Source organism: Halomarina pelagica (assembly GCF_024228315.1).
Lineage (GTDB): Archaea > Halobacteriota > Halobacteria > Halobacteriales > Haloarculaceae > Halomarina > Halomarina pelagica.
Genome location: NZ_CP100454.1, coordinates 1788479 through 1814677, shown reverse-complemented (window position 1 = coordinate 1814677; position 26199 = coordinate 1788479). Strand labels below are relative to the sequence as shown.

Annotated in this window: 24 protein-coding genes and 1 other RNA gene; 18 read left to right on the top strand and 7 right to left on the bottom strand. The window is 67.5% G+C overall.

Annotated elements, in window-relative coordinates; genetic code table 11:
• Positions 1-12: 12 nt before the first annotated feature.
• Genes NKI68_RS09415 through NKI68_RS09405 form a run of 3 tightly spaced genes read left to right on the top strand, consistent with a single transcriptional unit; the run spans position 13 to position 2468 of the window.
• The gene (locus NKI68_RS09415; protein ID WP_254542805.1) at positions 13-1056 is read left to right on the top strand and encodes an ABC transporter permease; all 1044 of its coding nucleotides are present in this window, start codon (positions 13-15) and stop codon (positions 1054-1056) included.
• Positions 1053-2054: an ABC transporter permease gene (locus NKI68_RS09410; protein WP_254542804.1), complete on the top strand. Its 1002-nt coding sequence runs from the start codon at positions 1053-1055 to the stop codon at positions 2052-2054. The genes NKI68_RS09415 and NKI68_RS09410 overlap by 4 nt, the downstream gene beginning before the upstream one ends.
• Before the next feature lie 3 nt (positions 2055-2057).
• Positions 2058-2468, top strand: coding sequence for a DUF7268 family protein (locus tag NKI68_RS09405; protein ID WP_254542803.1), 411 nt, complete (start codon positions 2058-2060; stop codon positions 2466-2468).
• On the opposite strand, the gene NKI68_RS09400 is transcribed toward NKI68_RS09405, so the two are convergent.
• Both NKI68_RS09400 and NKI68_RS09395 read right to left on the bottom strand, forming a co-directional pair.
• Positions 2452-3744 carry a dihydroorotase gene (locus tag NKI68_RS09400; protein ID WP_254542802.1) on the bottom strand — a complete coding sequence of 431 codons (1293 nt, stop codon included), beginning with the start codon at positions 3742-3744 and terminating at the stop codon, positions 2452-2454. The two genes, NKI68_RS09405 and NKI68_RS09400, sit on opposite strands and share 17 nt — an antisense overlap.
• A gap of 429 nt (positions 3745-4173) precedes the next feature.
• Positions 4174-4857 carry a lipoate--protein ligase family protein gene (locus NKI68_RS09395; protein ID WP_254546413.1) on the bottom strand — a complete coding sequence of 228 codons (684 nt, stop codon included), beginning with the start codon at positions 4855-4857 and terminating at the stop codon, positions 4174-4176.
• A 57-nt stretch (positions 4858-4914) separates the two neighbouring features.
• On the opposite strand from NKI68_RS09395, the gene NKI68_RS09390 reads away from it, so the two are divergent.
• The 4 genes from NKI68_RS09390 to NKI68_RS09375 all read left to right on the top strand — a co-directional run bounded on the left by NKI68_RS09390 (position 4915) and on the right by NKI68_RS09375 (position 7887).
• Positions 4915-5769, top strand: coding sequence for a DUF8155 domain-containing protein (locus tag NKI68_RS09390; RefSeq protein ID WP_254542801.1), 855 nt, complete (start codon positions 4915-4917; stop codon positions 5767-5769).
• 116 nt (positions 5770-5885) lie between these two features.
• The gene (locus tag NKI68_RS09385) at positions 5886-6275 is read left to right on the top strand and encodes a transcriptional regulator (RefSeq protein WP_254542800.1); all 390 of its coding nucleotides are present in this window, start codon (positions 5886-5888) and stop codon (positions 6273-6275) included.
• Positions 6272-6739, top strand: coding sequence for a type II toxin-antitoxin system VapC family toxin (locus NKI68_RS09380; RefSeq protein WP_254542799.1), 468 nt, complete (start codon positions 6272-6274; stop codon positions 6737-6739). The genes NKI68_RS09385 and NKI68_RS09380 overlap by 4 nt, the downstream gene beginning before the upstream one ends.
• Before the next feature lie 698 nt (positions 6740-7437).
• On the top strand, positions 7438-7887 hold the full coding sequence (locus NKI68_RS09375) for a PaaI family thioesterase (RefSeq protein ID WP_254542798.1): 450 nt from the start codon (positions 7438-7440) through the stop codon (positions 7885-7887).
• Here NKI68_RS09375 and NKI68_RS09370 read toward each other — a convergent pair whose 3' ends face one another.
• Positions 7888-8466, bottom strand: coding sequence for a cysteine hydrolase family protein (locus NKI68_RS09370; protein WP_254542797.1), 579 nt, complete (start codon positions 8464-8466; stop codon positions 7888-7890).
• Positions 8467-8550: 84 nt separating this feature from the next.
• Here NKI68_RS09370 and NKI68_RS09365 point away from each other — a divergent pair, with 84 nt between their 5' ends.
• The 6 genes from NKI68_RS09365 to NKI68_RS09340 all read left to right on the top strand — a co-directional run bounded on the left by NKI68_RS09365 (position 8551) and on the right by NKI68_RS09340 (position 14557).
• The gene (locus NKI68_RS09365) at positions 8551-10212 is read left to right on the top strand and encodes an Hvo_1808 family surface protein (protein ID WP_254542796.1); all 1662 of its coding nucleotides are present in this window, start codon (positions 8551-8553) and stop codon (positions 10210-10212) included.
• A complete protein-coding gene (locus tag NKI68_RS09360; RefSeq protein WP_254542795.1) occupies positions 10124-11491 on the top strand; it encodes an Hvo_1808 family surface protein in 1368 nt (455 codons plus the stop codon). Before NKI68_RS09365 ends, NKI68_RS09360 begins: the two co-directional genes overlap by 89 nt.
• 90 nt (positions 11492-11581) lie before the next feature.
• Entirely contained in the window at positions 11582-12724 is a 1143-nt protein-coding gene (locus NKI68_RS09355; RefSeq protein WP_254542794.1) for a nicotinate phosphoribosyltransferase, read from the top strand.
• Between the two features lie 40 nt (positions 12725-12764).
• Positions 12765-13136: RNase P RNA component (gene rnpB / locus NKI68_RS09350), an RNA gene on the top strand.
• 70 nt (positions 13137-13206) lie between these two features.
• Positions 13207-14202 (top strand): matrixin, encoded by a 996-nt coding sequence (locus tag NKI68_RS09345; RefSeq protein WP_254542793.1) that lies wholly within the window; start codon positions 13207-13209, stop codon positions 14200-14202.
• 52 nt (positions 14203-14254) lie between these two features.
• Positions 14255-14557 carry a hypothetical protein gene (locus NKI68_RS09340; protein WP_254542792.1) on the top strand — a complete coding sequence of 101 codons (303 nt, stop codon included), beginning with the start codon at positions 14255-14257 and terminating at the stop codon, positions 14555-14557.
• A 52-nt stretch (positions 14558-14609) separates the two neighbouring features.
• Here NKI68_RS09340 and NKI68_RS09335 read toward each other — a convergent pair whose 3' ends face one another.
• Together NKI68_RS09335 and NKI68_RS09330 are read right to left on the bottom strand one after the other, a co-directional pair.
• On the bottom strand, positions 14610-15479 hold the full coding sequence (locus NKI68_RS09335; protein WP_254542791.1) for an ATP-grasp domain-containing protein: 870 nt from the start codon (positions 15477-15479) through the stop codon (positions 14610-14612).
• A 111-nt stretch (positions 15480-15590) separates the two neighbouring features.
• The gene (locus NKI68_RS09330) at positions 15591-16121 is read right to left on the bottom strand and encodes a 50S ribosomal protein L16 (RefSeq protein WP_254542790.1); all 531 of its coding nucleotides are present in this window, start codon (positions 16119-16121) and stop codon (positions 15591-15593) included.
• Between the two features lie 630 nt (positions 16122-16751).
• Between NKI68_RS09330 and NKI68_RS09325 the strand changes: the two genes are divergently transcribed.
• The gene (locus NKI68_RS09325) at positions 16752-17789 is read left to right on the top strand and encodes a glutathione S-transferase family protein (RefSeq protein ID WP_254542789.1); all 1038 of its coding nucleotides are present in this window, start codon (positions 16752-16754) and stop codon (positions 17787-17789) included.
• Positions 17790-17902: 113 nt separating this feature from the next.
• Here NKI68_RS09325 and NKI68_RS09320 read toward each other — a convergent pair whose 3' ends face one another.
• Complete coding sequence (locus NKI68_RS09320; protein WP_254542788.1) at positions 17903-19114, bottom strand: hypothetical protein; 1212 nt, start codon at positions 19112-19114, stop codon at positions 17903-17905.
• A 262-nt stretch (positions 19115-19376) separates the two neighbouring features.
• Between NKI68_RS09320 and NKI68_RS09315 the strand changes: the two genes are divergently transcribed.
• The 4 genes from NKI68_RS09315 (at position 19377) to NKI68_RS09300 (ending at position 25313) form a co-directional block, all read left to right on the top strand.
• Complete coding sequence (locus tag NKI68_RS09315; protein ID WP_254542787.1) at positions 19377-20129, top strand: hypothetical protein; 753 nt, start codon at positions 19377-19379, stop codon at positions 20127-20129.
• Between the two features lie 99 nt (positions 20130-20228).
• On the top strand, positions 20229-22904 hold the full coding sequence (locus tag NKI68_RS09310; protein ID WP_254542786.1) for a phage/plasmid primase, P4 family: 2676 nt from the start codon (positions 20229-20231) through the stop codon (positions 22902-22904).
• Positions 22905-23481: 577 nt separating this feature from the next.
• Positions 23482-23802 (top strand): DUF8136 domain-containing protein, encoded by a 321-nt coding sequence (locus NKI68_RS09305; protein ID WP_254542785.1) that lies wholly within the window; start codon positions 23482-23484, stop codon positions 23800-23802.
• Positions 23803-23810: 8 nt separating this feature from the next.
• On the top strand, positions 23811-25313 hold the full coding sequence (locus tag NKI68_RS09300) for a terminase large subunit domain-containing protein (protein WP_254542784.1): 1503 nt from the start codon (positions 23811-23813) through the stop codon (positions 25311-25313).
• Between the two features lie 40 nt (positions 25314-25353).
• On the opposite strand, the gene NKI68_RS09295 is transcribed toward NKI68_RS09300, so the two are convergent.
• Positions 25354-26028, bottom strand: coding sequence for a hypothetical protein (locus NKI68_RS09295; protein WP_254542783.1), 675 nt, complete (start codon positions 26026-26028; stop codon positions 25354-25356).
• Positions 26029-26199: the final 171 nt, after the last annotated feature.

Below are 26199 nucleotides of genomic sequence, written 5' to 3'. Positions count from 1 at the left end.
AGATCTCACTCAATGACCTCGAAGCGATTCGTCATCAAGCGGCTGCTGCTGCTCGTCCCGGTGCTGTTCGGAGTGGCGACGCTCGTCTTCGCCATCCTGCACCTCGCACCCGGCGACCCCGCCCGGATCATCGCCGGCCAGCGCGCCTCGCAGGCGCAGGTCGCGGCGGTCAGGCGGGAACTCGGACTGAACGACCCCATCTGGATCCAGTACGCCAGATTCCTGCTCGACGCCGCCCAGTTCGACTTCGGCAGGTCCTACCAGATCGCACGCGGGACGCCCGTTCGCGAGGTGCTCGTCGACCGCCTGCCCGTCACCATCGAACTCGCGCTCTACGGGCAGTTCATCGGCATCGTCCTCGGCATCCCGCTCGGCGTGCTGAGCGCCGTCAAGCAGGACTCGCTGACGGACCACCTCACCCGGATCGGGGCGCTCTCGGGCATCTCGATTCCGATCTTCTGGAGCGGCCCGCTGCTCATCCTGCTCTTTGCGACCTACCTCGGGTGGTTCCCGACGAGCGGCCGCATCGGGTCGACGATCTTCCTTCCCGAGACGTGGACGCTGTTCGGGACGGAACTCCCCCTGACGGGGATGGTGACCGTCGACACGCTGCTGCTGGGGCGGTTCGACGCGTTCGTCTCCGCCGCCCACCACCTGTTCCTGCCCGCGGCGGTCATCGGCATCTACTCCATGGCGCTGCTCTCGCGGATGATGCGCTCGTCGATGCTCGAGGTCGTCCGGCAGGACTACATGCGGACCGCCCGGGCGAAGGGCCAGGGCGCGAAGATCACGGTCATGAAACACGGCTTCAAGAACGCGCTCATCCCGGTCGTGACCGTTATCGGCATCCAGTTCGGGACGCTCCTCGGTGGGGCCGTCCTCACGGAGACGGTGTTCGGCATCGGCGGCATCGGCACGCTCCTCGTCTCGGCCATCGGCGCGACCGACTACCCGCTCGTGCAGGGGACCGTCCTCGTCTTCGCGCTGCTGTTCACGCTCGTGAACCTCGGCGTCGACGTCACCTACAGCTACCTCGACCCGCGGATCGACCAATGAGTACGGAAACGGACACACGGACGACGCGAACGCGCGGCCCGCTGGAGCGGTTGCTGGCCTCGCCGTTCGTCTCGGAACTGCTCTCGAACCGCCTCGCCGTCGTCGGCCTGGGGATCATCCTGACGATAGTCGCGACCGCGCTCTACGCGCGGTTCGTGCTGGTCGCGCCCGACCCGTCGCTGCTGACCCGCTCCCCGGCGGCCTTCTTCGGGGAACTGGTCACGGCCGACCTCTCTCCGCTCATGCAGTCGCGACTCGGGTCGCACCCGAACAAGGCCCCGCCGGGGTGGATGGGTCCCGGCCCGGCCACTCAGTACCTCTTCGGGACGGACGTCGCCGCCCGCGACATCTACGAGCGCACCCTCTACGGGGCGTGGCTCGCGATGAAGTACGGAACGATCACGGTCGGTCTCTCGACCGCGCTCGGCATCACGCTCGGCATCGTCGCCGCCTACTACGGCGACGTGGCGGACAACGTGATCATGCGGACGATGGACGTCTTCCTCGCGTTCCCCTCGCTGCTGCTCGCGCTCGCGCTCGTCGCCATCTTCGGTGCCGGCCTCTGGAAGGCCGTCCTCGCGCTCACGCTCGTCTACACGCCGCGGTTCGCCCGCGTCGTCCGCGGGACCGCGCTCAAGGTGCTCGAGGACGAGTACGTGGACGCCACGGTCGCGCTCGGCGCGTCCGACCCGCGCGTGCTGTTCCGGCACGTCCTGCCGAACTGCCTCGCGCCCATCACCGTCCAGTCGACGCTCAACTTCGGGCTGGCGATCATCGACCTCGCGGCGCTGTCGTTCCTCGGCTTCGGGGCGGAGGCCGGCACCCCCTCGTGGGGGATCATGCTCGCGAAGGGAGTCGAGAACGGCCTCCTCACCGGCCAGTGGTGGATGTCGTTCTTCCCCGGCCTGTTCCTCGCGATCACGGTGCTCGGGTTCAACCTCCTCGGCGACGGGATGCGCGACGCGCTCGACCCGCGCATGCGCGAGACGGTCGACTGAGCCGTGGCGACCGTCGCGCTGGCCGTCGACCCCGATCGCCTCGCGGCCCGGGCGCGTCCGCGCGTCCGTCTCGTCCTCGGGGCCGCCCTCGTCGGGGCCGCGTTCGGCGCGCTCGCGACGTTCGGGTTCGCGCTCTCGTCGCCGCTCCCGGCGGCCAGCGCGCGGGCGTTCGCGCTCGGGGCGCTGGCCTTCGGCTTCGGCCTGCTCGGCTGGTCCGGGTCGGTCGTGCTCGGGCGGTCCGTCGAGCGGGTCCAGCGGACGCTCGACACCGGCACCGACTGGACGGAGGCGGACTCCCGCCGGGCGATGGCGCGGATCGCCGCGGCGGGGGCGGGCGCGATGCTCGCGGTCGCGGTGACGACGACGGTACTCGGGGCGCTCGGGACGCTCGACGCGGTTATCGCGCTCGCGTAGCGCGCTCCCGGGTTCTCACGTTCTCCCCGATCGCCTCGCCGAACCGCTCTCCTCCGTCGCGCCGGTAGACGAACTCCCCGCGCACCATCGTCCACTCGGGGAAGACCCCGGCCATCCCCTCGAAGGGGGTCCACCCGCACTTCGAGTGGAGGTCGTCGCCGCGGATCTCCCTGGAGGCGTCCGGGTCGACGAGCACGAGGTCGGCGTCGCGCCCCGCCTCCACGCGACCCTTGCGCGGCAGGTCGAAGATCGCGGCGGGGTTCGCCGCGGTGACGTCCCGGACGCGCTCGTAGGAGAGCAGGTCCCGGCGGGCGGCCTCGAGCAGGAGCGGGAGGGCGGTCTCGACGCCGGGGACGCCGCTCGGCGCGTCCCAGACGCTCGCGTCCTTCTCCTCGCGGGTGTGGGGCGCGTGGTCGGTGGCGACCACGTCCACGGCCCCGTCGGCGAGGCGTTCGAGGAGTTCGATCCGGCGCTCCTCGCTCCGCAGCGGCGGGTTCATCCGCCCGAGCGTGCCGAGGCGGTCGTAGTCGTCCCGCGAGAGGAAGAGGTGGTGGGGCGTCACCTCGCAGGTCATGCCCGCGGCCGCGGCCGCGTCGACGCCCTCCGGCGTGCTCGTGTGGGCGACGTGGATCCGCGCGCCCGCCTCGCGGGCGACCTCGCAGGCGCGCTCGACGGCGACGCGCTCTGCCTCGGCCGTCCGGTACGCGCTCCAGGCGTCGGGGTCGTCGCGCTCCCGCGCGTCCGCGCTGAACAGCGTCGCGTCCTCGGCGTGGACGGTGACGCCGACGCCGCGGTCGGTCGCGCGCTCGACGGCCTCGCCGAACAGGTCCGCGCCGATGCCCATGTCGCCCGTCGAGTCGGCGAGGAACACCTCGCCGAGCGCGAACAGCGGTCGTTCGAACAGCGAGTCCGGCTCCCAGGCGGGCGTGACGCCGCCGTTGACGCCGTAGTCGACGAGCGACGCGCGCGCGAGGGTCGCCTTCTCGTCGAACGCCTCGCCGGTCACCGTCGGCGGGTCGGTGTTCGGCTGGTCCACGACCGTCGTCACCCCGCCGGCGGCGGCGCTCCTGCTGCCCGTCTCCCACGTCTCCTTGTGCGGGAAGCCGGGCTGGCGGAAGTGGACGTGCACGTCGATCATCCCCGGCAGGAGGAGCCTGCCCGCCGCGTCGACGTCGGCCACGCCGTTGAGGTTGCGCCCGACCGTCTCGATGCGGCCGCCCTCGATCCGGACGTCGCGCACGCGCCCGTCGGCGAGAGTGGCGTCCTTGATGAGCATGGTCCCTCTCGGACGGGAGGTCTCCTAATCCTGCCGGACGCGTATATTCTTAACAGATGACGAATTCTGCTCGGATCACCGACCGTTCCTATCGATCGTTCACCTACAGTCAGCGCGACCCTCGTCGCTATCCCGTTCTGGTTCGTGACGGCACCGGAAACACGCGGTTGGACCCGTCTCACGTCGGCGGCGCTGAGCTGGGGTGTCGCCTTCGTCACGGCGGCTGTGAGTCCCCGGTATCTCGGCTAGGTAGCGTTCAGAGACGGTGATTCAGTCGGCGAGGCCGTGGCCGACGACGGGTCCGAAAGCCCCCTCCCGCTCGATGGCTGCGAACCACGCTGCGCGCGCCTCCGGCGTGCGTGCGGGTTCTCGCTCATCGAGCGGTCGGCCCCGTTCGATGTCCCACCCGGAGCGGTCGCTCGGCCTGCCTCAGGGCGAGAGCGTTTCGACCCGCGCCGCGCCGTCCCCCACCAGCGCCGCCTCCAGCGCCTCGATCACCTCCCTCGGTTCCACGGGTCGTCCCGCCGCGCGGGCGACGCTCCCGACGCTCTCCGGGTCGAAGGGGACGCCGAGCGCGTCGTACACCGGGTCGAGTACGTCCGCGACGGCCGCCCGGTCGTCCGTGACGCAGATGCCGGCCGTGAGCGCCGCGCCCCGCCGGACGCGCTGGGCGATCCCCACCAGCTTCCCCCCCGCCTGCAGGGAGTGCGCACCGGGACAGAAGGAGTCGGGGGGTTCGCCCTCCGTCGCGTCGACTCCGAGCGTCGCGAGCGCGCGCTTCACGTCGCGCGTCATCGCGTCGTAGCGCGCCGCCAGCCCCTCGCGCGGGTCATCCAGCGGTTCGACGCGGGCGAACGCGACCGTCGTCCCGGTGTAGGCGACCGCCCGCCCGCCGACGGGTCGCACGTGGGCCTCGAACCCGCGCGCTTCGGCGGCCGCCCTCGCGCGCTCGTACCCCGGCGCGCCCGCGTCGCGCCGCCCGAACGCCACCTGCCGGTGGGGCGTCCACGCCCGCACCGCCCGCTCGCCCGTCTCGGCGGCGTCGGCACAGAGCGTCCGCGTCACCGCCCGGTCCGCCTCGACCGTCTCCGCTCGTCCCCTCAGGACGCGCACGCGCATGCCTCCCCTCCGAGTCGACGGGGCTAAAGCGCCGCGCTCGTACTCCTCCCCATGGTCACCCTCGCCGGGGACGTGCTGGCGCGCTACCGCCGCTTCTCGCTCTACAACTCGCCGTACGTCGCGCACGACCACGGCTGCGCCATCGACCTCTACCCCGGCGACGGGCGGGAGCGCGCCACGGACGCACCCTCGCCCGTCGCCGGCGAGGTCCTCGACACCCGCGCGGTGCGCGCCCCGCCGAAGGCGTACGCCGCCGAGCGGGACCACCTGATCCTCGTGGATACGGGCGAGCACGTCGCCCGGATGCTCCACGTCGAGCCGTCCGTCTCGGCGGGCGACCGCGTCGAGGTGGGCGACCCGCTCGGCACGCTCGTCCGCGCGGGCTTCTTCGCCCCCTGGGTCGACAACCACATCCACCTCGGCTTCCGCCCGCGGGAGGCCAACCACTACCGCGCCGCGGGGTCGGTCCCCATCGAGGTCGGCGCGACCGTCGACCCCCTCCCCTGGGACGGCACCGGCCGCGTCCGGGAGGTCGGGAGGACGTACGTCGTGCTCGACGCGCCCGCCCACCCCGCGCCGGGCGAGCGGTTCGTCGGGATCGCCGGCGGGGACGGCGTCGTCCTCGACGGCGGCTGTCCGCACTACGACGGCGGCGGCGCGCTCGTCCCCCCGGGGAGCGCCGCCCCCGGGACGCTGACGCTCGCGGGCTCCCCCGTCGGCCGCCTGGGCGAGAACGGCCGCGACGTGCGGTGGGACGCGATCGAGGTGCGCGCGAACGGGACGCCGATCACCGGGATCTCGCTGTTCTGCGCCCGGGACGAGGCGTTCGGCGCGAAGCTCGTCTGCCCGGACGCGACGTTCGAGATGGGGGAAGCGGTGCGGGTGACGGTTTCCCCGATACCGTAGTTTCCCGTGCGGTCTCGGCGCTTCCCGTTCACCGAGGCTCGCTGCCGTCTCCGATCTGCCGACTACCTATTGGCTATTCCAATACGGTTAAGCCTCCCGAGAACGGACGGACGGACATGGGCGACCGAACGCGCACGGAGTCGGGTCAGTACGCCGAGACCGTCACGCTCTCTCGCGTCCTGCGGGTCTTCGACCAGGTCGAGGGACCGGTCATCACGTCGAGCGACGTGGCGACGATCCTCGGGTGTTCGACGGAGGCGGCTCGTCAGAAGCTCGCCACCCTCCACGACCGCGGCGACGTCCACAGGCGGACGACGGGTCGAACGGTCGTCTACTGGCGCGACGCGGACGCGACGATCGACGACGCGTTCGACCCCGACGACCCGCTGTTCGCGGACCCGCCGATCGTCACGGGCGGCGATCCGGTCGCCGTCGAGGACATCGACGACGTGCTCTACGGTTCGATCGAAACGGACGGCGACGGCGAAACCGACGCGTCGCCATGAACGCCGGCGACGCCGCGGACCCTCCGCCCCGAGCGACGCCGCTCTTTCTCGACACGGGTGGGATCTTCGCCGTCCTGTACGACCGGGCGAACCGTCACGACGAGGCGCTGGCGGCGTGGCGGGCGATTCACCGCGGGGAGTTGCCGTACCGTCCGCTCTACGTGACGAGCTACGCGCTGAGCGAGTTGACGACGCTCATGCTCCGGAAGGCGACCCACGCCGACGCGACGCGGGCGCTCGCCCACGTTCGGGAGTCGCCGAACGTCACCGTCGTCTACCCGGAGGCCGAACTGTTCGCCGCGACCTGCGAGCAGTTCGCCCGCTACGACGACCAGCAGATCTCGTTCGTCGACCACCTGACCGCCGTCGCGGCCCGGGAGCGCGACGTCGAGCACGTCTTCGCGTTCGATTCGGACTTCGCGACCCTCGGCCTCACTCGCGTGCCCGAGGACGGCGAACGCTGACGAGTATCTCCACTTGAGGGCTGCACGGCGACGCCGTCCCTTGTGCCAACCGCTGCTTCCGGAAAATCGAGGAGAAAGCCCCGTGCTTGAGCGCGGGGATGAATCCGACAACCCCTACGCAACCGACATTATCAAGTAGCCCGGCGTCGGTTCATGCGGTAAGACAACTCGCGTAAACTCTCAATCGGAAGACTCGGGGTCGCTTCCCGCTGATCCGGACGGTTCCACGCCCGCCACCGGCACCCCCGGTGGGGAGTACGTGGTTCGGATTCGTTCGCCGTCCTCACAGTACCCCTACCCGTCACTGGAGCCGGTCGGCAACGACCGCGCACACGAGGGGGCGACAGCATACCAAACCACGCCCCGTTCGCGGTTGCACTCCGCCCTCGTCGGCGGAGTACGGTCGATGGCACGACCCGTGTCCACCCACGTTCCAACCGTGGGTGGTTGCCCGGTATTCGGACGCCTCGGTTCAGGCGGTATCGGGTACGGCACAAGCGGATACCGCGTCCACCTCGGACGCCGAATACGCCATACCCTCGCTTGAGGGCCGACGTGTAGCGCACGAACCCGGTACTCCCTTCGTGGGAGGAAGTTGCCTTCGGGGGCTGACGGAACGGCCCGACGCCCCACGAAGGAATCCTCGCCCTTCAGGGCGGGGAGGATGTCAAAAACCCGCCCGCGGACCACTCACACGCATGTCGGACGAGGAACTCCCGCCCGCGGCCAAGCAGTTCGTCCAGCGGCACATCGAGGAGGAACACGGCTACCTCTCGTGGCTGGGGACGACCGTCGAGGAGTTCACCTACGACTCCATCACGCTCCGGGTCCCTTACGACGACAAACTCACAAATCCCACGTCGCCCCCAACGATGCACGGTGGCGTCGCGGCCACGCTGATCGATACGGCCGGCGGCATCGCCCTGCGCCCCTCGCTCGAGGACCCGATCGCCGGCGGCGTCGCCACCATCAACCTCAACGTCAACTACCTCCGGCGCGCGGCGGGGGACGTGACCGCCCGCGCCGAGGTCATCCGGGCGGGCGGGAGCGTCGGGGTGAGCCAGGTGGCAGTCGAGAGCGAGACGCCGAACGACGGGGTGAAGCCCGTCGCGGTGGGACAGGGGGCCTACCGGCTGTTTCAGGGCTGACTAGGGGCGAGCGAACTCGATCTCGTCCATCGCCCGGACCTCGCCGAAGAGCCAGTCCGCGTGTTCGAGCGCGTACTCGCGGTGGCCCTCCTCGATGTGGCCGACGGCGTCCTCCACGACGACCGGGCGGAAGTCGCGCAGGCCGGCGCTCCCGGCGGTGTGGAGGACGCAGACGTTCGCGAGCGTCCCGCAGATGAGCAGGTCGCGGACCCCGTGGGCGCGCAGCCACCCCTCCAGGTCGGTGTTGTAGAAGGCGTCGTAGGTGTGCTTCGTCACGACGTGGTCGTCCGCCTCGACGGGGAGTTCCTCGACGATTTCGGTCTCCCAGGTCCCCTCGACGACGTGCTCGCCCCAGCGCTCGAACTCGTCGTAGTAGTGGTTCCCCTCGAACTGCTCGGGCGGGTGGACGTCGCGGGTGAAGACGACGCGCGCGCCGGCCTCGCGGGCCCGCTCCACGAGGCGGGAGACGGGTTCGATCGCGTCCTCGCTCCCCGGCGCGTAGAGGCTCCCGTCGGGGTGACAGAACCCGTTCTGCATGTCCACGACGACGACCGCCGCGTGATCGGGATCGAACTCCATGCCACTGGTTGGCTCACGGGCCGGAAAACCGTTCCGACGGCCGCGGTCCGGTTTATTTTTGACACCCCCTCCCATACACCGCCCATGCGACAGTCCCCGGCCGCGCTCGTCGCGGCGGTTCTCGTCGTCCTCGCCGCGACCGGCGCGGTCGTCCCTCTCGTCGCCGGAGCCCCCGCGAGCGGACCCCCCGGGGACGCGCCTCCCGAGGATCCCCCGGCGGACGCGCTCGGCTGGGAGGACGGCTACTGGTACAACGAGTCGATCCCCGTGACGGCGGCCGACGGGTTCAACGACACCGAACGCGACGCCGTCGTCTCGCGGTCGATGGCGCGGGTCGAACGGATCCGGCGGCTGGAGTTCGAGCGCCGCGTCCCCGTCGAGGTGGTCACCCGACAGCAGTTGCGCGACCGACTCGCGACGCTCGCCGGGCCGGTGAGCCGAGCGGACCGCCTCCACCAGAACGTGAAGTACGAGGCGCTGTACATGGTGGGCGAATCCACCGACGCGCTCGCCGTCCAGCGGGCCAATCGGGGGGCGACCATCGGCGGGTACTACGACCCGCGAAGCGGGCGCATCGTGCTCGTCTCCGAGAACGCCACCGCCCCGCGCATCGACGAGATCACGCTCGCCCAGGAGCTGTTCCACGCCCTGCAGGACCAGCGCTTCGACGTCGACTGGCAGCGGGGGTCCACCCGCGAGGCGCACAACGCCCTCGACGGCATCGTCGAGGGCGACGGCAACTACGTCGACTACCTCTACGAGCGACGCTGCGAGGCGGAGTGGAACTGCCTCGCAGACTCGACGGCCCCGCCCGCCGCGGGCGACACCGCCGTCGCCAACTTCGGGATGTACCTCCTCGCGTTCCAGCCGTACAGCGACGGCCCGCCGTTCGTGAAGGCCATCCACGAGAGCGGCGGCTGGGCGGCCGTCAACGCGGTCTACGAGAACCCGCCGGCGAGCACCGAGCAGACGATCCACCCCGAGAAGTACGGGGTGGACGCGCCGACGAACGTCACGGTCGCGGACCGCAGCGACGACCGCTGGCGACCGCTCGACCTGGAGGGGAGCGTCGACCACGCCGCGTTCGGCGAGGCGGGGATCTTCTCGATGCTCTGGTACCCCAGCTACGAGGCGTCCCAGCGCTCCGGCACCGTCACGAACGTCGTGATCCCGTACGCGAAGCCGTTCAACCTCGGCAACGACAGCCGCCTCGACCGGCTCGACCCGATCAACTACTCACACCCCGCCAGCGCCGGCTGGGACGGCGACCGCCTGCTCCCGTACGTGACCGACGAGTCGCGGGAGACGAACGAGACGGGCTACGTCTGGAAGACGGCGTGGGACACCGAGCGCGACGCCCGCGAGTTCGCCGCGGCGTACCGGAAACTGCTCGAGTACCACGACGCCGAGCGCGTCGGCAACGCCACCTACCGCCTCCCGGAGGACGGCGGCTCCGGCGACGCCGTCCACCTCGTCGTCCGGAACAAGACGGTGACGATCGTCAACGCGCCGACGGTGGACGACCTCTCCGGCGTCCGCACGAGCGTCACGGTCGAGCCGATCGAGGCGGGCGGCGGGGCCGGGGCCGGAGACGGGGCGGAAAACCGAACGACGAACGGGACGGAGAACCGCTCTAACGCCACCGACGGCGGGTCGGGTGCGAGCGGTCCCGGCTTCGGACCGCCCGCCGCGCTCGTCGCGCTCGCGCTCGTCCTCGTCGCCCTCCTCGCCCGCGCCCGGTCGTGACGCCGCGCTCGTCCTCGTCGCCCTCCTCGTCACCGCGGGGTGTGCGGTCCCGAACCTCCCGCTCCCGATCGGGTCGGACGGCGACGACCGCCTCGGGTGGGAGGGCGGCTACGCGGCGACCGACCCGATCGCCGTGCGGACGGCCGACGGTCTCAACCGGAGCGAGCGCGAGGCGGTCGTCGCCCGGACGATGGCCCGCGTCGAGGCGATCCGCGGGCTCGAGTTCACCCGCGAGGTGGACGTGCGCGTCGTCTCTCGCGCCGAGTACCGCGACCGGCGGGCGAACGCGACCGGCGGCGACGGCGCGTTCCGCGAGCAGGTGTGGGAGGCGGCCTTCCTCGTCGGCGAGCGCGCGACCGTCGGCGAGGAACTCGACGCCGTCTACGGGACGTCCGTCGCCGGCTACTACGCCGGTGGGGACGTCGTCGTCGTCAGCGAGGGGTCGACGCCGACGATCGACACGCGGACGCTCGCCCACGAACTCGTCCACGCTCTCCAGGACCAGCACCTCGGGTTCGGTCCCGACCGGCGTACCTTCGACGGTCGCCTCGCCCGCGACGGCCTGATCGAGGGCGACGCCACCGCCGTCGAGTACGCCTACGAGGCGCGCTGCGGCGCGGAGTGGTCCTGTCTGCCGCGCCCCGATCGCGACGGCAGCGGGTCGACGGTCCCCTCGAACGCCTACTTCGCGCTCATCCAGCCCTACGCCGAGGGGCCGGCGTTCGTGAACGCCCTCCGCGAGCGCGGCGGCTGGGCAGCGGTGAACGACGCCTACGACCGCGTTCCGGCGAGCACCGAACAGGTGATCCACCCCGCCCGGTACCCCGACGAGGCCCCCGTGGAGGTTCGCATCGAGGACCGCTCGTCGGACGGCTGGACGCGCTTCGAGCGCGACACGCCCCGGACGACGCTCGGCGAGGCGACGATCTACGCGGCGTTCCGCGCCAACGGCGTCGTCGAGGGCGGCGGGCGCTTCGACTACTCGCACCCGCTCTCTGCGGGGTGGGCCGGCGATCGGCTCGTCCCCTACCGCAACGGCGACGCGGCGGGCTACGTCTGGCGGATCGAGTGGGATACCGAGCGCGACGCCCGCGAGTTCACGCGGGGGTACCGCGACCTGCTCGCCACCCGCGGCGCGACCCGGGGCGGGAACGTCTACGTGATCCCCGAGGGTGACCCCTACGCCGACGCCTTTCGGGTGACGCGCGAGGGGGAGACGGTGACCGTCGTGAACGCGCCGACCCGCGGGGCGCTCGACGACGTCCACCGCGTCGAGTGATCTCGGGGAGGTTCGCGAGGGCGGGCGAGTCCGCGACCCGTTCCGGGGCGTATCGCGTACCTTTTTCGACGCGCCGCGAGTACCAAGGGTATGTTCGACATCGTCTCGTCCGAGGCCATCCGCGAGGGGCGGGCCACGGACGCCTACTTCGACCGGACGGTCGCCGCGCTGGAGGGGGCCGACCGGAACCCGCGCGTCGTCGCCGAGGTGACGGCGGACCAGTTCCCCGACGGCGACTTCGAGTTGCTCGCGGGCGTGAAGGACGCCGCCCACCTGCTCGCCGACCTCCCGATCGACGCCGACGCGCTCCCCGAGGGGACGCTGTTCGACGGCGGGCCGGTCATGCGCATCGAGGGGAAGTACCTCGACTTCGCGCGCTACGAGACCTCCCTCCTCGGCTTCCTCTCGCACGCGAGCGGCATCGCGACCGCCGCGCTCGACGCCCGGCGGGCGGCCCCCGATTCGAGGTTGCTCTCGTTCGGCGCGCGCCACGTCCACCCGTCGATGGCCGCCGTCGTGGAGCGCTCGGCGCTGATCGCGGGCTTCGACGGCTTCTCGCACGTCGCCGCCGGCGACCTGCTCGGCCGCGAGGCGAGCGGGACGATGCCCCACGCGCTCGTCATCTGCTTCGGCCCCGGCGAGCAGGAGCGGGCGTGGGAGGCGTTCGACGAGGCGGCCCCCCCGAAGACTCCCCGCATCGCCCTCTGTGACACCTACACCGACGAGACGGACGAGGCGCTGCGCGCCGCCCGGGCGATCGATCTCGACGGCGTGCGCCTCGACACGACCGGCTCCCGGCGGGGCGACTTCCGCCACATCGCCCGCGAGGTGCGCTGGCGGCTCGATCAGGCGGGCTTCGAGGACGTAGAGATCTTCCTCTCGGGGGGGCTCGACCCCGACGCGCTGGCGGACCTCCGCGACGTGGCGGACGGCTTCGGCGTCGGCGGCTACGTCAGCAACGCGGACCCCGTGGACTTCGCGCTCGACATCTCCGAGGTGGAGGGAGAGCCGTGGGGCAAGCGAGGGAAGCTCCCCGGGAAGAAGGAGGTCTACCGGACGCCCGACGGCGGCCACCGCGTCCGGCGCGCCGACGAACCCGCGCCCGCGGACGGTGAGGCGCTGCTCTCCCCGCTCGTCCGCGACGGCAAGATCGTCCGCGAGTTCGACCTCGACGACGCGGTCGCCCGGGCGAAGCGGGACGCCGCCCTCGTGAACTTCGGCGACGGGGCCTAACCGAACGACTTACGCCGCCGACTCGCCAACCTCCAGCGGTGGCAGCGGGTGCCCGGCCCCCGTGCGACGCACGAGGAAAGTCCCCCCACCGGTCGGGCAGGCGACCGGGCGCAAGCCCGGGGCGGGAGACCGCCGGCACTGGAACAGAAACGAGACCCCTCTTCCGGACCGATGAGGTGCGCGAACCCGACCGCGAGGAAGGGGAGCTAACCCACCGAGGGCCGCGCGACGGCTCGACCGAGGCGTCGCGGTTCGCGCGAGCGGGCTCCGCCCGCTCGCGCCGATGGAAGAGAACGGATGGAACGGCGAACCCTCGCCGGTGCAAGCCCGCGGCGACAAGGTAGCCCGACCACGGCCGCGGGTGCTCAGCCGAATGCCGGATAGAACAGAAGGGGGCTTACGGCCCGCAGCCACGCGCTTCGACTTCACCGTGACACGGATAGCCGACAGTATATCTCTCCGGACGCCGATGGTGCGAACGCATGACCGTTCGCGCCCTCGTCCTCGCGCTCGTCGTCCTGCTCGCGGGCTGTTCGGCGCAGGTTCCGCCCGTTCCGTCGGTCGATTCCGTGCGGGACGGCGGCTCCAGCTCCCCGTGGGGGGAGGAGACGCTCACCGTCGCCCTCCGGTACGACGCGAGCACGGACCGCGACTTCGCGCCGCTCGTCTCGCGGGCACTGGCCTACTGGGAGGCGCACGCGGCGGAGTACGCGGGGTACGCCGTCGACTATCGCCTCGTCCCCGACGCCGCCGACCCGGACGTCGTCGTCACCGTCGTCGAGGAGATCCCCGACTGCGGCACCGAGGAGCACGCCGCCGGGTGCGCCCCGCACGTCACGCGCGGTCCCGTCGAGCGCCCCGTCCGCGTGCAGGTGCGGACGGGCTTCTCCGACGCCTCCACGGTACAGGTGCTGAAACACGAGTTCGGCCACATCCTCGGACTCGATCACGGCGACCCGCCCCTGGGGGTGATGACCGCCCGATCGGAACTCACGACGCTCCCGCGGCCGAACGCCACCGAGCGCGCCTTCCCGTGGAACCACACGACGCTCTCGGTCGCGGTCGACCTCGCCGCCGTCCCCGCGAGCGAGCGCGACGCCGTCCGCCGCCAGATCGACGCCGCGCTCGACTACTACGACCGCGGGGCCGACGGGACCGTCCCCGAGAATGTCTCCTTCGAGTACGTCGCGTCGCCCGAGCGCGCCGACGTCGCGATCCGCTTCACCGAGCGGTCGCCGTGCCACGAGGGACCCGCCTCCTGCGGGACGCTCTCCGGTCCCGACCCGGACGGGGACGGCGCGATGGAGACCTACACGGACCTCACGATCACGTTGACGGGGATCGACGCCGACGCGGTCGCGTGGCACGTCGCCCGCTGGCTCGGGACGGGCTTCGGCTTCGACGAGGAGTCCGAGTTCCCCGAACCGCTCCGGCGCGACGCGACCGCGCGCGAGCAACGGAGCGAGTGGTGGCGGTAGCACCCCGCCGCACGACCGCCCCGTTTTTATCGATCGATACGAAGATCCGTCCATGGCGGCCCCCTCCACCGTCGACTGGCGCTACGACGCCGGCACCGTCCCGTGGCTGTGCGCGCTCCGCCTGCTCGCCGCCGCGCTCGTGGGCGTCGCGGCCCTCGCCGACGAGGAGCGAACGCCCCCCGAGCGCCCGCCGAACCCGGCCGTCCGCGCCGTCGCGGGTGCGCTCGGCATCGGCATGCTGGCGCTCGGCGCGTGGGCGGTCGTCTTCGTGGGCGGGATCGTCGCCTGGTACCTGCTGCTCCTCGTCGGAACTTTCGCCCTCCTCCTGCTCTGGATCGCCGTCTACGAGGGGTGAGAGGCGGCGATCGATCGACGGAACGGCGGGTTCAGGATCGCCGCGAACGCCCTCACCGCCCCCGCTCGGCCGTCCGCCGGATCAGCGCGGCGAGGTCGTCGTAGAAGCCGGGTTCGTACTTCGTCTCGTCGTCGACGGTGGGCCGGGCGTTCGTCTCGTTCACCACCGCGCGCCCGCCGCTGACGAGCAGGTCCACGCCGAGGTACGGCACGTCGAGCGCCGCGGCGGCGTCCTCCGCGAGCCGTCTGAGGTCCCCCGGGAGCGCCGCGCCCGTCGCCTCGGCCCCGCGGTGGACGTTGTGCTTCCACCCGCCGTCCTCGAGGGCGTGCTCGGGGAGGCGGCGCTCGACCGCGCCGACGTACCGACCGTCCACGACCATCGCGCGGTAGTCGCGCGCGTCGGGGAGGTACTCCTGGAGCAGGAACGACCGGTCGCCGGTCGCGGGGAACTCGTGGAGCAGCGAGAGGTAGTCCGCGACGCCGAGCACCGAGTCGAGGTCGTGGACTCTCGTCACGCCCGTCCCGCGCGTGGTGGAGTTGGGTTTCACGACCACCGGCGGGTCGAAGCGCTCGAACGCGGCCCGGAGGTCCGCCTCGTCGGCCGGGCTGGAGAGCATCACCGTCTCGGGGACGGGGACGCCGGCGCGGTCGAGGCGGGCGAGCGCCTCGGCCTTGTGCCGCGAGCGCAGGATCGCCTCGCGGTCGTTCACCCACGGCACGCCGAGGAGGGCGTCGGCGACGCCGCCCTCCGGCAGGCGACCCGGGTAGACGAACCCCGCGTCGAACGCGTCGACGGGCGGGTCGGAGAGCGCGACGGTCCCCTCGGTGAGGTCCACGTGCCCGATCTCGACGCCGCGCTCGCGGAGGGGAGCCTCGATCCGTTCGTACGTCTCGGCACGCGTCGTGACCGCGAGGCGGAGCATGGGCGAGGAGAGGGACGACGGGCCTAAAAGCGTAGAGGAGCCCGCGGCCGGGTTCGATTCGGTTCGATTCGGTTCGATTCGATTCGATTCGATTCCGTCCCGTGCGTCCGTTCAGGCGACGAGCAGTTCCTCGCCGCGCTCGACGACGATGCGACACGGCGGCGAGACCTTGTTGTACGCGCGGCGGAGCGCGTCCTTGGCGACGGGAGCCTGCTCGGGCTGACACCAGATGGTGAACACGCGGTCGCCCTTGTCGATCCGGGCGGCGGTGCCGACGATCTTCCCGAACGACTGGCGCATGCCGTCGGAGACGCGGTCCGCGCCCGCGCCGGTCGCCTGCTTGTTCTCCCGCAGGATCTGGTGGGGGAACTTGCGGAGGATCATCTTGTAGTTCTTCTCGCCGAGGTTCTTGATGAGGTGGCGGTTGGCGGACAGGCGCGAGGCCTCGAGCGATCCGTGGCGGATCTGCACGGCCTCGTCCACGACGAGGCTGATCTGGACAGGGTAGTCGTCGGGGTCCGCGTCGATGTCGCCCATCTTGTACTGGGCGACCTTCGAACCGGGGATCCCCGTGATGTACTCCCGTCGCGTGTAGGGAGGCTTGTCGATGTCCCGGTACATCGAGGCGGGTTTGTCGGCCATATTACGTTGGGAGACGCCCAGCGCGCGAATAAACCCTTCGAACCCACTTTTTGCCGCGGGGGCGGCCGGAGGCCGCCCCCTGGCAAAACCTGGACTAAAACCGCGCCTCACCCCCTCAGTCGCTCCGCTCCTTCGAGGGATTCGGCGCGTCCGCTCGCTCGCTCCACTCGCTCGCGGGTGCCGCGCTGGCGTCGGCGGTGGTGAACTAGGGCCAGCCGTCCGTACCTTTATAACAGAAAGCGGGACCAGAGGCTCCCGTGACGTGAGAGTCGTCGCGGGGTGCCTGCGGTTGTGCGACGCCACGCCCCGCGAGCCGCCCCCGGCGTCGCCTGCACGCCCACCGTTTGCTGCGCGGGTAGCCCTTCGGGCTACCCGCTGGCAAAACCTCCACTAAAACCCCGCCTCCCTCCCACCGCCGGACTCGCGGTGCTCGTCCGGCGTGCTCCCGCTCGCCTCCGGCTCGCGGGAACTGCGGTCGGTCGGCGGGTCGCGGCCTCGCTGCACTCGGCCGCGCGGGGGACACCGCGACGTTAACCACCGCGGTCGGGCGACGCGACGCCCCGCGAACGGCCTTGTCCCCCCGTTGCACAGCCGACGCGGCTATTTGGGCTCCCGGCGGCTAGCCCTCGCGTGCACCAGTTCGTCGACGGCGAGTGGCTCTCCGAGGAGGAGGTCACGGCCACCAACGAGGAGGGGGAGTTCGAGCGCCAGCCGACCACCTTCCGGGATCGAGTCGAGGACGACCCCGACGCAGAGTTCCCCGTCGAGCCCGGCCGCTATCACCTCTACGTCTCATACGCCTGCCCGTGGGCCCACCGGACGCTCGTCACGCGGGCGCTCAAGGGCCTGGAGGACGCCGTCAGCGTGGACGTGGTGGACCCCTACCGCGACGAGGACGGCTGGCAGTTCACCCCCGGGAAGGCGGGCTGCACGCCGGACACCGTAAACGGGTTCGACTACCTCCGGGAGGCGTACGTCGCCGCCGACCCGAACTACACCGGCCGGGTGACGGTGCCCGTCCTCTGGGACAGGCGGGAGGGGACCATCGTGAACAACGAGTCGAAGGAGATCATGCGGATGCTCGACACCGCGTTCGACGACCTCGCGGCGCGCGACGTGGACCTCTACCCGGAGGGCTACCGCGACGACGTGGACCGGATAATCGAGGAGATCTACGAGCCGATCAACAACGGCGTCTACCGCGCGGGCTTCGCAGACACGCAGGAGGCGTACGAGCGCGCGGTCGGCGAGTTGTTCGACGCGCTCGACCGCTGGGAGGAGGTGCTCGAGACGCGGCGCTACCTCGCCGGCGACCGCCTCACGGAGGCCGACGTCGCCATGTTCACCACCCTGATCCGGTTCGACGACGTCTACCACACCACCCCGACAACATTGCGCAAAGTCTCAGACTCAATCGACAATGTGCAGTGCGAGCAGTGGCGGCAGATCGTCGACTACGCTCACCTGTATCCGTACTTGCGCGATCTCTACCAGCTCCCCGGCGTGGCCGACACCGTCCATTTCGATCACATCAGCGAACACTACGGATCTCCCGGTTCGCCGCCCGGGTTCGATCCAAAGCGCCTGCCGGCCGATGAATTGGCGCTTCGACTCGAAGCCCCACACGAACGCGATGAACTGCCTGCTACCGAGCCATTCGGTCGATAACAGTATACAGAGCGGAACAGCTCCATAAGCCTCGATCCTGTATAAATACCTCCTCGCGTTCTTTAAGACAGGTCTTGCTCAGATTCGAGGAGCGAAACGTCGCTAGACGAGGGTCAGATTCCGGCTGAGAGTTCGAGCTCGTCGATTGCGACCTCGATAACATCTTCGGGGATTTGCCACAGCGGGGTGATCTCTCCAACTGTCGTATTGTGACTCTTAAGATAACATCCGAGTGCTCTACCGTAGGCTGTAAGCTTCCATCCTTCGTACTTATCGCCGTGTAGTAGAGGTCTGTCCTTCCATATCTCGAATTCCCGAATTCTATCCGTTTCGTCCGCTGTTGCCGCAAGATCCTCCGCGACTCGGGTCACGTTGCTCGTCCAATCATGATACTGATTCAGTCCCTCTGCTATCTCCCGTGACGAACTTCCCTCGTTGTCTCGGACCTCTTTAAAGACATCGAGGGCGGACGGAGTGCCGCCTTTGTCTGCGAGACGTTCAGCATCTGCTTTAAGAATCGAACCGAGCTCTCGTCGTTCTAGGAGCTTGTTCTCTCGTAACGCTCGTAATACCGTCTGTGGGGTGAGCAACTCCTCAACAGTATGTTCTGCTGATAGACCGAGTTCCCACGCCTCGTCCATCCCGTGTTCCTTCGCGATTGCCCGATTGATCTCCCTAACAAGCTGGTCGCTGCTTTCGACTCCTGCGTTCTGAAGGATCTCCCTCGTTTTCTCCGTGGGCCGCGTTATGGACAACGGCGGCGAAACCCCAGCTTGCAGCGCTTCATCGAGTTCTTGTCTCCTTGCCGTATCTTCATCAGCTCGTTTCTGAAGACGGGCAAGGATGTCGGCCTTCGTCGATTCGTGCTCGTCTAAGGTCGTATACTCCAACGCTAGACCTACAACGAAGCCCCAAATCACATCCGCGTGTGTATCCCGCTGATCGATGCGGTGGGGCTGTAATGCTAACAATCGCTTCGTCATTCGACCGAGTTGATAACCGACCTTCGCCGGATTCGATCCGTGAACCCCGTTCTCAGTGTAACTGAACTCGAAAGCGCTGAGGAAGTCACGATCACTATCTTGTTCGTCTAATTCGAGCAGTTCGAGCCAGCCTTCTGTCCACGTCTCTACGTCGAGATACCCCGCTTGATCTAACAATTCTACATCCTCACGGAGCGTTTCGATCCGGTGGGGGAGCAAATCGATCTTCTCCTGCACCCGCTTTTCGAGCATACTCGGTTTGTACGAGGAAGCTTCCGGGACCTCGCCCGTTTCGATAAACTCTCGCTCCGTTTCGAGTAGACGGTACGGTCTCTTCGACATCTATTACCCCTCGGGTAAATCCTAATTTGCCGAATACAAAAATGTATCTCTCGGCACGAAGGGGAACTATGCGCGCCACAGTGCGCCTATATAACAGCGGTAAAGCTACGATCCCAGCTCCGATCCGACGTGAACTCGACGTTGAGGACGGTGATCTCGTAGAACTCGATGTGCAGCCCATCACGGAGGTACGTGACGATGGCTGACGCGATCGACGAGCATCGCGAGGATCTCGAAGCGCTCGCCGAGAGTGATCTACGCTGTGCGTGGATCGCCGAGGCCCTACTCGAAATCGCCGATTCGGAGGCCTGAGAGGATGGAACAGAGCGAAATGAGCGTAGACGCGCTCGGCACGGATGCTGACGCGTCGGGCGAATCCGGGCCGGTGCTGCCAATCGCGGCGGGAATCGACTGTGAACTCGCGCCGACCGACGACGGGCTGACCGTTCGCATCACGGCACCGGCGGCGGGCGATGCTGCTGCCGAAGAGACGACCGACGACGGCCGGGTAGTGCTCTACGCGGCGACCCACGCCCGAGAGTTCTATGTGTCCGGACAGAAGCGGGGAACGATCGCGAACGAGCTTGCGCGCACGTTCGACCCCCTTGATGCCAAAGCGGAGGCGGTCGTCGATCGGCTGTGCGACCGCCTCGACTCACCGTTCACCGATCGCGACGCACTCAGTCGCGATGCCTTCAACGCGGTGTACGAGGCGGACGTCTCGTCGTTTCACGAGATGGACACCGACGGACCCGTCCTGTGGGTCTCCGTCCGTGGGGTTGCTGAGATCATCAACGAGGTCTGCTCGCACACCGACCACCCGGCGATTTGCGACCGCCTGCGCGATCGGGGGGTGCTTGTCGGCGGGCGCAAACGCATCAGCGACGTTCGCGCCTCCCCGTTCGCGCCGGATCTCATCGATTACGACTCCGACGACCTCCGTGAACTTGGCACCGACGGCGGGGGCGGCTCCTCCGCGACCGTCGAGGAGCGATTCCGCACGGAGGAGCTATGACCCACGTGACGAAACACGACGGCGCCCCCGGCGTCGGCAAGACAACGGCGCTGTCCGACCTCGTGCAGTTGCGAAACGACGAGTTCGGGGGGCAGTCCGATGACTGAGTTTGCCCCCAACGGCGTCCCGGAGGAGTTGAGAAACCGACCGCAGTGGGTCTGCTGGGACTCAGTCATCCGCAACGACAAGGAGACGAAGCCCCCCCGAAGCGCCGCCGGCGGCGCCGCCAAATCGAACGACATGGCGACATGGAGCACCTTCGAGCAGGCCGTTGAGACGGCCGAACAGAAGGGGTGGGGCATCGGCTATATGTTCGCCGACGCCGACCCGTACGTCGGCATCGACCTCGATACCTGCCTCCACGAGGACGGTGGCCCCCGCGAGTGGCTCCCTGACCTCGCGCCCTTCGCTCGCGAGACGTTTATCGAGCGCTCGCCGTCCGGGACAGGGCTTCACATCATTCTGAAGGGTGCCGACGTCCCGACGTGGTGGACGAATCAGGAGCGCGACGTCGAGGACGGCCGACATGAGGGCGTCGAAGTGTACGATAGTGGCCGCTTTTTCACCGTCACGGGAGACGTACTCGACATCTCCGCGGAGACGGTGGCCGAGGCCGAGGCCGTCGACTTCGATGCGTGGCTCGAAGAGGCGTGGCTCGTCTTTAACGACGAACTCCCCGGAGAGGGGGACGACGGGAGTGCTCAGGGCTCACGGCGAACCGGCGGGGGACAGACCGGCGAGGTCGGCCTCGACGTCCATGACGTCATCTCAAGCGCCTACACGGAAGGTAAGCGCTTTGCGCATCCCGCCCATGGCTCGGATACCGGAGCGAACTTCCTCGTTGATGAGGGGGGCGAAACATGGCGCTGTTGGCGCCATAACTGCACCGGCAACGCCCTCCACCTCCTCGGGATGGAAGCCGGCCTGCTCGACTGCGGCGAGTGGGTCCACCGGGAGATCCCATCGGAGACGTGGCGGGAGATTTTCGACTACGGGCGCGAGAACGGCTACGATCTCCCCAAGCGGTCGGGGACGCCGACACCCGACGCCGTCCAACAGGCCAAAGCGCAGGCGCGGGAGAGCACCGAGACGGACGGGGGTGTTGGGGCCGAACACCCCGGGGGTAAGACGGCAACAACCGGTGGCTACACGGCCGACGAGCCGATTCAACGCCGGATCGGCAGCATTCTCGCCGCGCTCGCGGAAGAGGACATTACCGTTCAGACGGCGATTCATCGCGTCGCACTCGTCTTCCTCGATCACTACTCGTTTGTCAACCCGCCGGAGGACGCCCACGGGTGGCGAACGACGCTGTACGTCTACAACGACGAGGACGGGATCTACGAGCCGCGAGGCGAACGCTTCATCGCAGAGACGGCTGAACGTCTCCTTGGCGACGTCCTCAACAATCAGCAGGTGAACGAACTTATCGGGCGTATCACGCGCCTCTCAGGCGTCGAGAAGCACGACCTCGACGTCCCGCCGAATCGTCTATGCGTACGTAACGGTATCCTCGATCTCCACACCGGCGAGTTGCACGACCACACGCCCGACGAGTACCACCGTGTGAAAGTGGACGTCGAGTACGACCCCGAGGCGGAGTGCGAGCGCATCGACGAGTTCCTTCATGAGATCGTCGCCCCGGCGGACGTCCGTACGATGTACCAACTCGTCGCGCACACCCTGTACAAGGAGTACGCGGCGGAGAAAGCCGCTATGTTCGTCGGCGATGGCCGCAACGGCAAGAGCGTCTTTCTCGACGTCCTTGAGCACTTCGCCGGCCCGGAGAACGTTATCCATCGGTCGATGCAGGATCTCGACGGCGAGCGCTTCGCCGCGAACGGTCTTGAGGGGAAACTCGCGAACGTCCATCCCGACATGGGCGACGAGAAGATTCGCGACCTCGGGACGTTCAAGAAGCTCACCGGGCGGGACACCATGACGGCTGACGTCAAGTACGAGAAGCCGATCACCTTCGAGAACTTCGCGACGTTGATGTTCGCCGCGAATCGGATGCCGGCGATGGACGAGGACACACACGCGCTGTGGCGACGGTGGATCTACGTCAACTTCCCCAACACCTTCGAACCGGACGGGGAGGACTACATCCCGAAGCGCGTGCTCATGCGCGAACTGTGCACTGACGAGGAGTTCTCGGGCCTGTTGAATCGGTGCGTCGAGGAGATCTCCGAGTGGTGGGAGGGCCGCGATTGGTTCACCGACGTCATGAGTCCGAGCCGGGTCCGCGAGAAGATGAAGCGCGCGTCCGAACCCGTGTTCGACTTCGCGACGGTCTGTCTCACCGTCGACGAAGGCGAGTTCGTGACGAAAGAGCAGGTTAGACAGTGCTACCGGCAGTACGCCCGCGAGGAGGGCCTTCCGACACAGGAGGACAACGTCTTCGGCGAGAAGATCCTCAACATTCGCGATCTCCCGATCGAAGCCGGATCCCGACGCATCGACGGCAACCGCGAGCCGGTGTACAACGGCATCCGCCTGAGTTCCCGCGGGCGACAGGTGCTCGGGCTCGACACCGACGGCGATGAGCAACAGGCCGGACTCGGCGACGGTGGCCCGGAAGGGCGCGCGAAGACCATGCTCGAAGTCGTGCGCGACTTCGAGACAGACGACAGTGGCGTCACGCAGGGCATGGCGCTCGGACGGGCGACAGCCCACGGCCTGAGTATCGAGCGCGCACAGGAAGCGTGGGAGAAGCTCAAGGCACGTGGCGACATCTACGAGGACCCCGACGGCGAGTACCGAAGCACAAACTAACGACCGACGACACCGTTTTTTCGGTCATGTAACCGAACCCGACAAACTCTTGCTAACCGGAGGGGAGGAATTAACAATATACCGGCAACATCATCCAAATGTCATAGGCGTCAGGGGCACCCACAGACCCATCGCCGCGCGCGCGGAGACGTCGTACGAGGTGTAAAGTATGAGAGAGTTTCGGGAACCTGCCCCTGACACCCCTGACAGTAATCAATATTCGCCACTGAATTGTGAATCCGGAGCGCCGAGTTAGTAAATTCCTCTCGGAGAGGCTGTCATAAGTGGCGCAGTCTGTCGGTTTTCTCTCCTCTCTCCGGTAGCCCCTCTCGGGTTCACAGAGATTCGAGGCGGAAGCCCCCGACTTTAGTCGTGGGAGGATGTCAACCCCCTCCGGAGCGGACAGGCTCGCCGAGTTCCCCACTGATCGCCGATCGAGACCATCACTCCGGCCGAGAACTTATAGATAAGCGGTGTGTAAGCGGTAGCTAAGGATCGGGCCGCCGGTCAGTCGCCGGTCGTCATCGCCGGCTCCGGCCGGCTGCTGCGGTCCCTCCCACCCCCATCCCCCCAATCTATGTCCGACGAGTCCGCTCCCAACGCTGACGCGCTCGCACACGCCGAGACGACCGCCGAGTACAGCCACATGATCGACCAGCTCGACGGCGCAATTGCCGAGGTCACCGACAAGATCGAGAACGGTCGCATTCGGAATCCCGAACACGAACGCGTCCGCGTGCAGTACTACAAGGCGCTCGGCTACCTGCTCCGGACGAAACGCGAGGTGCTCCAAGACAAGACCCTCGAAGAGTTGGCCGCCGAAATCGAGGCGCTGAAGGACGCACAGACCGCCGGCGAGGACACACCCGCCGACCTCGCCGAAGCGCTCTCCGCCTAAGTCCATCCATGTCGCCCACCCCGACCGAACGACAACTGCGTAGCGAACTCGCGTCGCTTGACCCGCCAACCGAATCGGCGACCGCCCCCGACGTCGCCATCGAGTGGGGCGAGCCCGCGCCGACCGACCGTCCCGACGGCATGGCGTGGGCCGTCGCCTCGGAGCCGGCCGCCGACGCCCCCGCCACACTCACCTACGACCTGTGGAGCGCCCAACAGGACTGCCTCGCCGCCCTCGACGCGGGCGACGCCGATATCGTCGCGTTCCTCGCCGGGTACGGCAGCGGGAAGACCGTGTTCGGCGCGCGGTGGCTCCTCGCGCAGGCGCTCGCGCATCCCGGCTCGCGCTTTCTCGCCGTGGGCGTCGACTTTCAGAAAGCACGTGATACGACGTATCCGAAGCTGTTCGCCGCCCTCCCCGGCGAGCGTACCACGCTTGTCACGACCGGGTTCAACGGGCCGGAGAATAGTCCGCTCGTCGCCGATTACAACCGCCAACAGCACCGCCTCACGCTCGTCAACGATTCGGTCATCACGCTCGGGAGTGCGGACAAGTACTCGCGGTATGCCGGTGCAGAATTCGGCGCGGTATGGATGGATGAACCCAGTCACTATGGCGACGAACTGCACGACCTCGTCGGCATGATTACCACGCGGCTCCGGGGCGTCGCCGGGCCGAAGGTGCAGCTATGGACGCTCACCGGTGAGGGGTATAACGCGGCGTGGGAAATCCTCGAACAACGCCAGGACGCTGACGGCGAGCCGATCGGCCTTGATATCAAGGTAGTCCGGGCGTCGGTACTCGATAATCCATATCTCACCGACGGTGAGAAAGCGCGGTTCAAGCGCAAGTACGCGGGGACCGGCAAGGAACAGCAAGCGTTGCATGGCGGGTTCGCGGCGGCGACAGGCCTCGTCTACTCGTCATTCTCCCGCGAGACGAACGTCCTGTCTCATGCGGAGGCGCTTGACCGCCTCAATGACACTGACGAATGGCGCATCTACGGGTATGACGCCGGGTGGAACGACCCGCGCGTGCTCCTAGAGGCGGGACAGACGCCTTACGGCCAGATCGTCGTCCTTGACGAGTTTTACCGGAGTGAGACACACGTGGAGGATGTGATTGGGTGGCTCCGTCGTCATGACAAACCGCAAGGCTTCATCGTCTGTGAGCACGAACCTGCAGATATCACCAAATTTCGGCAGGCGGGCTACCGTGCTGAGCGGGCGAACAAATCGCTTGACGCGGGGATTGCAGAGGTCCGGTGGCGCTTCGAATCGGACGGCGAGGGACGCCCCGGCCTACTCATCTCCGATCGGTGCCAGCACCTCATTCGCGAGCTGTTGAGCTACAAGGAAACGCACGTCAGGACCGCGACGGCGGAAGATCACGCTGCAGACGCCCTCCGTTATCTCATCATGGGTGAGGAGGCAGTTGAGCGCGAACGTGAGCGGCGTGAGTCCCTACCAGGTCCGGAGAGTCGGCGGCGTTCCGGTGTTACGACGTTCTAATCTAATCCTGACTGACCGTGCAGATTGACAATCACCTATTTTATGTATCCCAACGATCAGAATCAAGTCGAGTTTGCAGACACCTGTTAGATTCGTTTGCTAGAGTGTTACGATACGATAGAATAATCGACCCAGCTAAAAACAGAGGGACAACAAACGGTAATACATACTCGAAATTAGTGATAAGTGTCCATGTCATATCGAAAACCGGGTGTGGAATTCCAGGTTCCGAAATAGGAATGTCATAGTAATTGTGCATCTGAAAATTAAAACCGATGATTGCTATGATTACTCCAGAATGAACGGTTGCAATGACACTCCCTTTCTCGATTTCCTCCGTCAGGAAGTTGTCAAAGAGATCGGTAGCAAGTAGGAAACTACCACCTAAAACAATCGCAGCACCGTACATCTCAAACGAGAAAGGAGGTAGTTCGTATAGGAGATCGTAAAATAGCGTATCCGGCGCTTCAGGATGTTTTAAAACCGCGAGTAATATTTCATTGAGATAGTACCATATCGGGATTGTGTAGATAACAACAATATATTTAAATGTTTTCGCCATTTGTTTTGAATAGTGTGTCCTCTCATTTTGTATTTTGAGTCCTACACGCTCTTCCCGTAACCCATCAAATAGCTTTCTTCCGAGGTCCTGTCCTATATCTTCTAATTTTTTATTCACTTTATAATAGGTTGATGTGTCTTGCTGTTCTCTCATCGAATTCTATCTGTTGAATGAATGTAGACGATGATATATGTTCTGCTGATGGGGACGATGATCTGAGATAGTGAGTTCCAGTTGTAGCAAGGCAAATTTGGCGCCTGTTGGGGGGAACACTTGCTGTATACTTTGAGGCAGCACATGAAAACGAGGAACTGAGGCAGGTAT